The following is a 1272-nucleotide window of genomic DNA, read 5'->3' as shown; positions in this document are numbered from 1 at the left end:
GCTCGACGCGATGACCGCCCTGCCCATGATGGACCCTGCCCGCTTCCTCGACGAGCAGCTGCAGCAGGCCTCCCCGGACCTGCTGCGCGAGATGCTGCGGACCTTCATCAACGCCTTGATGTCCGCTGACGCCGACGCCGTCTGCGGCGCCGCTTACGGGACCACGAGCCCGGAGCGGGTGGCCTCGCGCAACGGCTACCGCCACCGCGACTTCGACACCCGCACCGGCACGATCGACGTGGCGATCCCCAAGCTGCGGACCGGGACCTACTTCCCCGAGTGGCTGCTCGAGCGGCGCCGGCGCGCCGAGCGGGCCCTGACGACTGTGGTCGCCACGTCCTACCTGCTGGGGGTCTCCACCCGCCGGATGGACAAGCTGGTCGAGTCCCTCGGGATCGCCCGGCTGTCGAAGTCCCAGGTCAGCGAGATGGCCCGCGACCTCGACACCCAGGTCGAGGCCTTCCGCACCCGCCGCCTGGACGCCGGCCCCTACACCTTCGTGGCCGCCGACGCCCTGGTGCTGAAGGTCCGCGAGGACGGCCGCGTGGCCAACGTCCACGCGATGCTCGCCACCGGCGTCAACGCCGACGGCCACCGCGAGATCCTCGGCCTGGCGACCTCCTCGGCCGAGGACGGCGCCGGGTGGCTGACGTTCTTCCGCGACCTGGTCGCTCGAGGACTGAGCGGCGTGGCGTTGGTGACCTCCGACGCCCACGCCGGGCTGGTGTCCGCGATCGGGGCGACGCTGCCCGGGGCGTCCTGGCAGCGCTGTCGCACCCACTACGCCGCGAACCTGATGTCCGCGACCCCGAAGTCGTCCTGGCCGTGGGTCAAGACGCTGCTGCACAGCGTCTACGACCAGCCCGACGCGGCCGCGGTGGCCGCCCAGTACGACCGGCTGCTGGATGCCGTCGGCGACAAGCTGCCGGCCGTGGCCGACCACCTCGACGCCGCCCGCGCCGACGTGCTCGCCTTCACCGCCTTCCCCAAGGAGATCTGGCGCCAGATCTGGTCCAACAACCCCCAGGAGCGCCTCAACCGCGAGATCCGGCGCCGCACCGACGTCGTCGGCATCTTCCCCAACCGCGAGGCCCTGACCCGCCTGGTCGGAGCCGTCCTGGCCGAGCAGCACGACGAGTGGACCGAAGGACGCCGCTACCTCGGCCTGGACGTCCTGGGACGCGCCCGCCTCACCGCCCTACCCGGCGGCGCCACCACCACGCCCACCAGCAACGGTCAGGAGGTGAGCACCGACCCCCTGCAGGCCCTCAC

1 protein-coding gene is annotated in these 1272 nt (G+C 72.4%); it reads left to right on the top strand.

The features are described 5' to 3' along the window. Window positions 1-10: 10 nt before the first annotated feature. On the top strand, window positions 11-1272 hold a 1262-nt coding region (locus Q0789_RS16565; RefSeq protein WP_298807086.1), incomplete at its 3' end, for an IS256 family transposase.

The sequence above is a fragment of the uncultured Pseudokineococcus sp. genome (assembly GCF_947499845.1).
Lineage (GTDB): Bacteria > Actinomycetota > Actinomycetes > Actinomycetales > Quadrisphaeraceae > Pseudokineococcus.
This window is presented reverse-complemented; position numbering and strand designations above follow the sequence as displayed.